This window comes from Streptomyces roseus, assembly GCF_001044425.1.
Taxonomy (GTDB): domain Bacteria; phylum Actinomycetota; class Actinomycetes; order Streptomycetales; family Streptomycetaceae; genus Streptomyces; species Streptomyces roseus.
In genome coordinates this window covers 211,282-219,862 of record NZ_LFML01000126.1, presented here as the reverse complement: position 1 = coordinate 219,862, position 8,581 = coordinate 211,282, and the positions used below count along the sequence as shown (strand labels likewise).

Genomic DNA, 8,581 nt, shown 5'->3' with positions numbered 1-8,581 from the left:
CGGTGCGGTGTGGGTGTCGGGTTCGGGCGTGGGCGCTCGTGGATTCACGGTCCGGGTGGGGCGGTGGTCCGATCGTCGTTCAGGCGGGCCCGCCACTGGCTGACGTGTTCATCGGGCATGGAGGCCAGGTGGGCGATCTCGGCGTCGGTGCGTCCGTCGGACCAGGCCAGGATCCGTGTCACGGTGCGGTTTCGTCCGGCACGGAAGCCCTTGAGCAGGTTTTCGAGGCGTTCGACCTCCTCGCCTTCGAAGAGGAGCTGCTGGTCGACGCCGGCGCGTTCCTCGGTGCGAAGGTGTCGGAGGTAGGTATGGAGTCCTGTCAGGACGAGCCCGTGTTCGCGCGCCGAGTTCTGGAACCTGTCGTTCAGGTCGGCCAGTACGCAGTCGGGGACGTCGGCCAGTGCGGCTCCGGGGGGTTTGGCCGCTTCCCAGGTGCTTTTGCCGGCCTCCGTGGTCTCCAGCCAGGTGCGGGCGTCTGTCGGGGTGCGGTCGCCGGATGCCTGTGCGCGGTAGGCGTACAGGGCGGCGCGGTGGCCGTAGAAAGTGAAGCCGTCCTCGATGTGCCTCTCGGCATTGTGGCAGGTTCTGCCTGGTACTCCCCCGTAGCCGGTGACGGGGTGGTAGTCGGCGTAGGCGTCGAGTTCGGCGTCGGCGGTCACGGCCCAGGAAGGGTCGCAGAGCTCCGGGTTGGCGGCGAGGAAGGCGCCGACCTCGATGCGCCAGGCAGGGGTCGGTGTCGTGCGCGGCCTGGGCCAGCGGACGGTGCCGGAGGGGTCGAGGGTCGGGGTGGCGGCGTGTTCGATGTCGTCCCAGGCGGTGGCTGCCTCGGCTGACCATTCGAGTTCGCCGTCCGGTCCGATGCGGTGGATCGAGTCGACGAGGCGCTGCACGGCGGGGAGTATGCGCTCTGCGACGGTGTGGAGTTCTTCGGCGGTGAAGAAGCGCCAAGTGCAGCCTTGCTGCTGGTCGTGGGTGAGGTGGCTGAGGAGTTGGACCACGGTTGCGGAGGCGGGGATGGTGCCGTCGCCGAGTGCCCTGCGGGGAAGTCCGGGGAGTTGGCCGGTGAGGCCGTCCCGGGGGGCGCGCCAGTCGGTGTCGCCGAACCAGACGGCGCCGTCGCCGGGGTCGACGGCCAGCCACTGCTGGTATCGCATGCCGGGGCCGTAGCGCTGTTCCTGCTGTTCGGCGTGCTCGTCGTGCCACACGTACTCGGCTGGGGGCGGGTCCAGCTCTGCGGCGATGAAGGCGTCCTCGGGGCGGTAACCAGTGAGGATGTGGGCCGTTCTCGGCGCGTTGTCGGCTGCGGTCATGAGGGGTTTCCTCTCGGTGGAACGTCAACCGCGGCCAACGTAGTCCGCCCGCCACACGGTAGTTCAATTTTCAGCCACCGCGTCCGATAGTCGAACAGGCTGGGAACGCTGGTCCCCCGGACGGGTCTACGCGCGTGCAAACAGCGCCAAGTTGGCTGCAATTCACGTGGCCGCTGCCGGCTGTTCACCTCTGGCCCCGGAGGCCGATCGGTCCGCTGGAAGGGGCCGGGGAGCAGCTGCGTGATCTCCGCAGCCCGTGCCCTTCCACGCTGCGGGCTGCGAGCCGGCGGGGTGGATGGTGAGGCGGCGGGCCGGCCGCCCGCGGCTGCGGGCGCCGTGCGCGTCAGGAGAGGGCGGCCTGCGCTTGGCCGGCGAGTATCTCCTCAAGGTCCAGGACCGCGCGTGGGGTGTGCCGGGTGTCGATGCGGACGGCATAGATGAAGCGGGTCAGTCGGGGTGCGGCCAGGGGGCGGGCGACGATCCCGGGGCTGGGGCGGAGCAGGGCGAGCTGTGGCATGAGAGCCACGCACAGGCCCGCGGCCACGAAGCCGAGCACGGTGTTGAAGTCGTCTCCCTCGTACTGCAAGCGGGCCTGGAAGCCGGGCGTCTGAGCCATCTGGGAGAGCAGTTCCAGGCGCAGTGCGGCCTCCGGGGCGGCGATCCACGTCTCGGAGGCGAGGCTGGCCAGTTCGATCACCTCTCTGTCGGCCAGGCGGTGGTCGGCCGGGACGACGGCCACCACCGGGTCCCGGGCCACCAGGGTCCGGCGCAGCATCCGGGGCACCGGCGCGGGGATGAAGTCGTAGTCGTAGCTGAGGGCCAGGTCCATGTCGCCGCGCTTGAGCCTGCTGTAGCCGGCTTCGGGTTCGAGTTGACAGAGGCTCACCTGGACGTGGGGGTAGGTGGCGTGAAGCCGGGCCAGCGCCTGCGGAACGATGCCGGTGGCGGCCGAGGCGAAGGCGCCGAGACGGATCCGTGCGGCGGTGCCGGCGCGCATGGCGTCAAGTTCGGCCGATGCTGCCGCCAGGGTGCTGCGGACGCCCTGTTCGGCGTCGAGGAGGACTTCGCCGGCCGGTGTGGCGCGTACGGGGCGGCGCTCGAGTACCCGAAGACCGGCGCGGCGTTCGAGTTCGGCGATCTGCTGGGAAACTGCGGGCGGGCTGTAGCCGAGTTCGCGTGCCGCGACGCTGAAGGAGCCGTGTCTCACCACGGCTTCGAGAGTGGCGAGCAGGCGGGGATCGAGTCCGTGCACGGAGTTAAGGCTCACTTATCTGTCGCGAAGATGTGTTTTCTTGTGATTCAAGATGAACGCCAGCAGGATTCTTGCTCGCGGCAAGAAAAACGCAAGCCGGTGTTCCCAGGCCGCGCGAACGCCTCTCCCCCGCCCTCCACCAGCACCGCCCTCGCCTCCGCGGCAGCAGCCTGTCGTGGACGGGGCAGGGCGGCGGGCCGTGCGGATCAAACCGTCGACGGGCACCCCTCATGCCCCGAAAGGAAGTGGTATGCCCCAGCCACCGCTCATCGGACTCACCACCTACCTCGCCAACGCACAGTGGGGCGAGTGGGACCTTCCCGCCGCGGTGCTGCCCGCGGCTTATACGGCCTGCGTACAGGCGGCGGGCGGACGCACCGTGCTGCTGCCGCCGGACGAGCCGGACGCCGCGGCGGATGTGGTCGGCCGTCTGGACGCGATCCTCCTGACGGGGGGTGAGGACCTTGATCCCGCCCTGTACGGTGCCGCGCCCCATCCGCGTACCGGGCCGCCGGTGCGCGAGCGCGACGGATGGGAGCGGGCCGTACTGGCCGCCGGCCTCGCCCGCGACCTACCCGTGCTCGGGGTGTGCCGGGGGATGCAGCTGATGAACGTACACGAGGGCGGCACCCTCATCCAGCACCTGCCCGACAGTGTGGGCCACGACGGCCACAACCCCTACCAGGGCCACTTCTGCGCCCACGCCGTGACCACGGTACCCGGGACACGAGTCGGCGCCCTGCTTCCAGGGACGCACCCGGTCGCCACGCACCACCATCAGGCGGTGGACCGCCTCGGCGCGGGGTTGATCGTCGCCGCCCATGCGGCGGACGACACCATCGAAGCGATCGAGAGCACCCGGTACCGCTTCGCCCTGGGCGTCCAGTGGCACCCGGAAATGGGTGGCGACGCGCCGTTCATACAGGCCTTGGTGGCTGCTGCGGGCTCCGCCGAAGGCGCCGGTTCCGCCCGGACGGGCGGACGCAATACGCACGCGACGAGAAACGGGGCGGGCCGGATTTTCCCGACATTGATCTCTTGACACCCCGGGACGCACCCTTCAGGATCACAGCGTGAACCTGTCAGACAGCCAGACAGCTGGCTCCCTTCCGCGGCGCGTCAGCGCCATGGAAGCGGTCTTCGGCCACCTGCGGAGCGCCATCGAACGCGGTGAGTACGTCGTAGGCGACAAACTCCCCTCCGAAGCCGAGTTGTGCCGCACCCTCGAAGTCAGCCGGCCCGTACTGCGGGAGGCCCTGCGGGCCCTGCAGGCCATGGGGCTGACCGTCTCCAAGAGCGGCAAGGGCACGTTCGTCGTGGCCAACACGGTCGAGGACCCCACCTTCGGCGACTACGCCGCCAGCGACCTGCTGGAGGTGCGCCGACACGTCGAGATCCCGGTCGCGGGGTACGCCGCGCTGCGCCGCACCCCCGAGGACCTGGACCACCTGCGCCATCTGCTGGACCGGATGGAGCACGAGACTGACACCACCGCGTGGGTGGCGATGGACACCGTCTTCCACCTGGCGGTGGCCGAAGCCTCCCGCAACCCCGTTTTCCGCCGCGTCATCGAGGAGATCCGCGACGCACTGGCGCGTCAGTCGACCTTCCTCAATGAACTGGGCGGCCGGCGCGAGCAGTCCAACTGCGAGCACCGGGCGATCCTGGAGGCGCTCGCCGACGGCAGCGAGCACGACGCGGTGGAAGCCATGTCCCACCACCTGCTACGGGTCGAGACGACCCTCACCGACATCGTGCGTCCCCAGCACACCACCGCCCCTACGGAAGGCAGACCCGAGGCGTGAGCGAGCAGTTCCTCAAAGACGAGAAGCGCCCCACGACCCGTCACGTCGACGCCGGCGACACCGGCTACAGCAAGTCCTTGAAGCCCAGGCACGTCAACATGATCGCCATCGGCGGCGCGATCGGGACCGGGCTCTTCCTCGGCGCGGGCGGACGCCTCGCCGAGGCGGGTCCCTCCCTGTTCGTCGCCTACGCCGTCTGCGGGATCTTCGCGTTCCTCGTCGTGCGCGCGCTCGGCGAGCTGGTCCTCTACCGGCCCTCCTCCGGCGCCTTCGTCTCCTACGCCCGGGAGTTCCTCGGGGAGAAGGGCGCCTTCACCGCCGGCTGGATGTACTTCCTCAACTGGGCGACCACCGGCATCGCCGACATCACCGCCGTCGCCACCTACACCCACTACTGGCACCTGTTCTCCGATGTCCCCCAGTGGGTGATCGCCCTCATAGCCCTGGCCGTGGTCCTCACCGTGAACCTCATATCGGTGCGGATCTTCGGCGAACTGGAGTTCTGGTTCGCCATCGTCAAGGTCAGTGCCCTCGTCGTCTTCATGGGCATCGCCGTCTTCCTCCTGACGACCCGGCACCCTGTCGACGGCACCGTTCCCGGCCCTGCTCTGATCACCGACAACGGCGGGATCTTCCCCAACGGCGTCCTGCCCATGCTGCTGATCATCCAGGGCGTCGTCTTCGCCTACGCCTCCGTCGAGCTGGTCGGCGTCACGGCCGGTGAGACCGAGAACCCCGAGAAGATCATGCCCAAGGCGATCAACTCGATCATGTGGCGGGTGGGCCTCTTCTACGTCGGCTCGGTCGTCCTGCTGTCGATGCTGATGCCCTGGAACAGTTACAGCGGCGGCCAGAGCCCGTTCGTCACCGTGCTGTCCCACATCGGCGTCCCGGCGGCCGGCGACGTGATGAACCTGGTCGTCCTCACCGCGGCCATGTCCTCGCTCAACTCCGGCCTCTACTCCACCGGCCGCATCCTGCGCTCGATGGCCGTCAACGGCTCCGCTCCGCGCTTCACCGCACGGCTCAGCCGCACCCAGGTCCCCTACGGCGGCATCCTCCTCACCAGCGGCATGTGCGTCCTGGGCGTAGGGCTCAACTTCGTGGTCCCCGCGGACGCGTTCGAGATCGTCCTCAACCTCGCAGCGATCGGCATCCTCGCCACCTGGGGCATGATCATGGTCTGCCACCTCCTCTTCTGGCGGAAGACCCGCAGCGGCGAGCTGACCCGCCCCTCCTACCGGCTGCCCGGCTCCCCGTGGACCGAACTCGTGACGCTGGCCTTCCTCGCCTCCGTACTGGTCCTCATGTACGCCGACGGAGGAGCGGCCCGCACCACCGTGCTGTGCGTACCGCTGATCGCCGCGGCACTGGTCGCCGGCTGGTACGTCGTCCGCGGCCGCGTGGCGCGCGCCACCGCCGGGAGCGACGGCTGAGCCGGACGCCCGCCCCGTCAGCCTGCGCCCGGGGGTGGCGGTCGCCACCCCCGGGCAGCAGCGCCCCACCACAGAACGAGGCAGTGATGCGCAGCAGTTTCCTCGCGGACGCGCCCGCGATCCGCGAGCCCCGGCACGCCCCCGTCGCTCACGTCATGCGGGGCGGTCTGATCGAGGGAGTCCACTACGGCTCCGTCGTCGTCCTCGACAGCGAGGGCGAGGTCCGCAGGAGCATCGGAGACATCGAAGCCGCCGGTTACCCGCGCTCGGCGCTCAAACCGGTCCAGGCCGTCGCCATGGTCCGGGCCGGTCTGCCGCTCGACGGGGCCCTGCTCTCCCTCGCAATGGGCAGTCACTCCGGCGAGGAGCATCACCTCGCGGGTGTCCGGCTGATCCTGGAGCGGGCCGGTCTCACCGAGGCCGACCTGCGCAACGTCCCCGACCTTCCCTACGACCCGGCCGTCCGGGACGCCTGGGTCCGTGAGGGCCGCGGGCCGTCACGGCTCGCCCAGAACTGCTCCGGCAAGCACGCGGCGATGCTCCACCTGTGCAAGCTGTCCGGGTGGCCCCTGGAGACCTACCTCGACGCGGACCACCCGCTCCAGCGGGCGATCGCCGAGGTCGTCGAGGAGCTCACTGGCCGGCACATCGCGAACGTCACCGTCGACGGCTGCGGAGCCCCGCTGTTCGCGGTGTCCCTGGACGGCCTGGCCCGCGCCGCCGCCCGCGTCGCCACGGCCGCCCCCGACACCGCCGAGCACCGCGTGGCGAACGCACTGCGCCTCCACCCGGAGATGGCCTCCGGTACCGGGAGGGACACCGCCGCACTGATGCGCGCGGTGCCCGGGCTGCTGGCCAAGGACGGGTTCGAGGGCGTCCAGGTCGCCGCACTGCCCGACGGCCGGGCCATCGCCGTGAAGATCGCCGACGGGGCCGACCGGGCGCGTATAGCGGTGACGGCCGCCGCCCTCGCCCATGCGGGAGTCGAGCCCCGGCTGCTCGCCGGGTTCACGGGCGAGCCGGTCACCGGTGGCGGCCGCACCCTCGGCGGCATCCGGCCGGTAGCGGCCCTGAACCCGCCCGGCCCCCTTCTCAGCGCGACCGCCTGACCCCCTCCCGCCCCTGTCACCACCTTTGATCCGCCCACCTCAGGAAGAGGATCCGCACACCCGTGACCGCCTTGACCGCCTCCAGCCGCACTGAACACGACCTGCTCGGAGACCGCGACGTCCCCACCGACGCCTACTGGGGCGTCCACACCCTCCGCGCCACCGAGAACTTCCCCATCACCGGCACGCCGATCTCCACCTACCCGCACCTGATCGACGCCCTCGCCGCCGTCAAAGAGGCCGCGGCCCTCGCCAACGGGGAACTCGGCCTGCTGGAGCCCGCGAAGGCGGCCGTCATCGTCGCGGCCTGCCAGGAGATCCGCGGCGGCGAGCTCCACGACCAGTTCGTCGTCGACGTCATCCAGGGCGGCGCGGGCACCTCGACCAACATGAACGCCAACGAGGTCATCGCCAACCGCGCGCTGGAGCTGCTGGGTCACACCAGGGGCGAGTACCGGCACCTCCACCCCAACGAGGACGTCAACCTCGGCCAGTCCACCAACGACGTCTACCCCACCGCCGTACGGATCGCGACCGTCTTCGCCGCGCGCGGTCTCCTCGACGCCATGGCCGTCCTGCAGACCGCCTTCGCCGACAAGGCCGCCGAGTTCCACGACGTCCTGAAGATGGGCCGCACCCAGCTCCAGGACGCCGTGCCGATGACGCTCGGACAGGAGTTCTCCGCCTTCGCCGTCATGCTCGACGAGGACCGCAGCCGACTCGCGGAAGCCCTCGGACTCATCCACGAGATCAACCTCGGCGCCACCGCCATCGGCACCGGCCTCAACGCCGCGGCCGGATACGCCGAGGCCGCCCGCCGCCACCTCGCCGACATCACGAGCCTGCCCCTGGTCACCGCTCCCGACCTGGTCGAAGCCACCCAGGACTGCGGCGCCTTCGTCCAGATGTCCGGCGTCCTCAAGCGCATAGCCGTCAAGCTGTCCAAGACCTGCAACGACCTGCGCCTGCTGTCCTCCGGGCCCCGCGCCGGACTCGGCGAGATCAACCTGCCGCCGGTCCAGGCCGGTTCCAGCATCATGCCGGGCAAGGTCAACCCCGTGATCCCCGAGGTCGTCAACCAGGTCGCCTTCGAGGTGATCGGCAACGACATCACCATCACCATGGCCGCCGAAGGCGGACAGCTCCAGCTCAACGCCTTCGAGCCGGTCATCCTGCACTCGCTGTCGAAGTCCATCACCCACCTGCGCGCAGCCTGCCTGACCCTCGCGGAGCGCTGCGTGCGCGGCATCACCGCCAACACCGACATGCTGCGCGCCACCGTCGAGAACTCCATCGGCTTGGTGACCGCCCTCAACCCGCACATCGGATACACCGCCGCGACCGACATCGCCAAGGAGGCCCTCGCCACCGGCCGGGGCGTGGCCGAACTCGTCCTGGAACGGGGCCTGCTGCCGGCCGGACAACTCACCGCTCTGCTGCGGCCCGAGGTGATCGCGGGAACGGGCCCGGTCCGTACCTGACACCGAGGGCCTCGTTGCTCTGCCGTCTCACCCACCCTCACCCTCACCCGGTGAGACGGCAGGGCAACGGCCACGACCTCGCGTTCGACGCGGCCTGCGCGTTCCCGCCGGATTCACGGGCGTCCCAGCCGGGCGGCAGCCCGGGCCAGGAGCTGTTCGCCTGCCGAACGAGCCAGGTCTTCGAGCTG

7 protein-coding genes are annotated in these 8,581 nt (G+C 70.2%); 5 read left to right on the top strand and 2 right to left on the bottom strand.

Annotated elements, in window-relative coordinates; all coding sequences use genetic code 11:
• Nucleotides 1–44: 44 nt before the first annotated feature.
• Both ACS04_RS28885 and ACS04_RS28880 read right to left on the bottom strand, forming a co-directional pair.
• Nucleotides 45–1,310, bottom strand: a complete 1,266-nt coding sequence (locus tag ACS04_RS28885) for a hypothetical protein (protein WP_048479715.1) — start codon at nucleotides 1,308–1,310, stop codon at nucleotides 45–47.
• 343 nt (nucleotides 1,311–1,653) lie between these two features.
• Complete coding sequence (locus ACS04_RS28880) at nucleotides 1,654–2,562, bottom strand: LysR substrate-binding domain-containing protein (RefSeq protein ID WP_053080996.1); 909 nt, start codon at nucleotides 2,560–2,562, stop codon at nucleotides 1,654–1,656.
• A 250-nt stretch (nucleotides 2,563–2,812) separates the two neighbouring features.
• On the opposite strand from ACS04_RS28880, the gene ACS04_RS28875 reads away from it, so the two are divergent.
• The 5 genes from ACS04_RS28875 (at nucleotide 2,813) to aspA (ending at nucleotide 8,393) form a co-directional block, all read left to right on the top strand.
• A complete protein-coding gene (locus ACS04_RS28875; protein WP_048479714.1) occupies nucleotides 2,813–3,604 on the top strand; it encodes a gamma-glutamyl-gamma-aminobutyrate hydrolase family protein in 792 nt (263 codons plus the stop codon).
• An 85-nt stretch (nucleotides 3,605–3,689) separates the two neighbouring features.
• A complete protein-coding gene (locus ACS04_RS28870; RefSeq protein WP_048479713.1) occupies nucleotides 3,690–4,367 on the top strand; it encodes a FadR/GntR family transcriptional regulator in 678 nt (225 codons plus the stop codon).
• Complete coding sequence (locus tag ACS04_RS28865) at nucleotides 4,364–5,803, top strand: amino acid permease (protein ID WP_048479712.1); 1,440 nt, start codon at nucleotides 4,364–4,366, stop codon at nucleotides 5,801–5,803. The genes ACS04_RS28870 and ACS04_RS28865 overlap by 4 nt, the downstream gene beginning before the upstream one ends.
• A gap of 86 nt (nucleotides 5,804–5,889) precedes the next feature.
• Entirely contained in the window at nucleotides 5,890–6,912 is a 1,023-nt protein-coding gene (locus ACS04_RS28860) for an asparaginase (protein ID WP_048479711.1), read from the top strand.
• Between the two features lie 71 nt (nucleotides 6,913–6,983).
• Nucleotides 6,984–8,393 carry an aspartate ammonia-lyase gene (gene aspA, locus ACS04_RS28855; protein ID WP_048479778.1) on the top strand — a complete coding sequence of 470 codons (1,410 nt, stop codon included), beginning with the start codon at nucleotides 6,984–6,986 and terminating at the stop codon, nucleotides 8,391–8,393.
• Nucleotides 8,394–8,581: the final 188 nt, after the last annotated feature.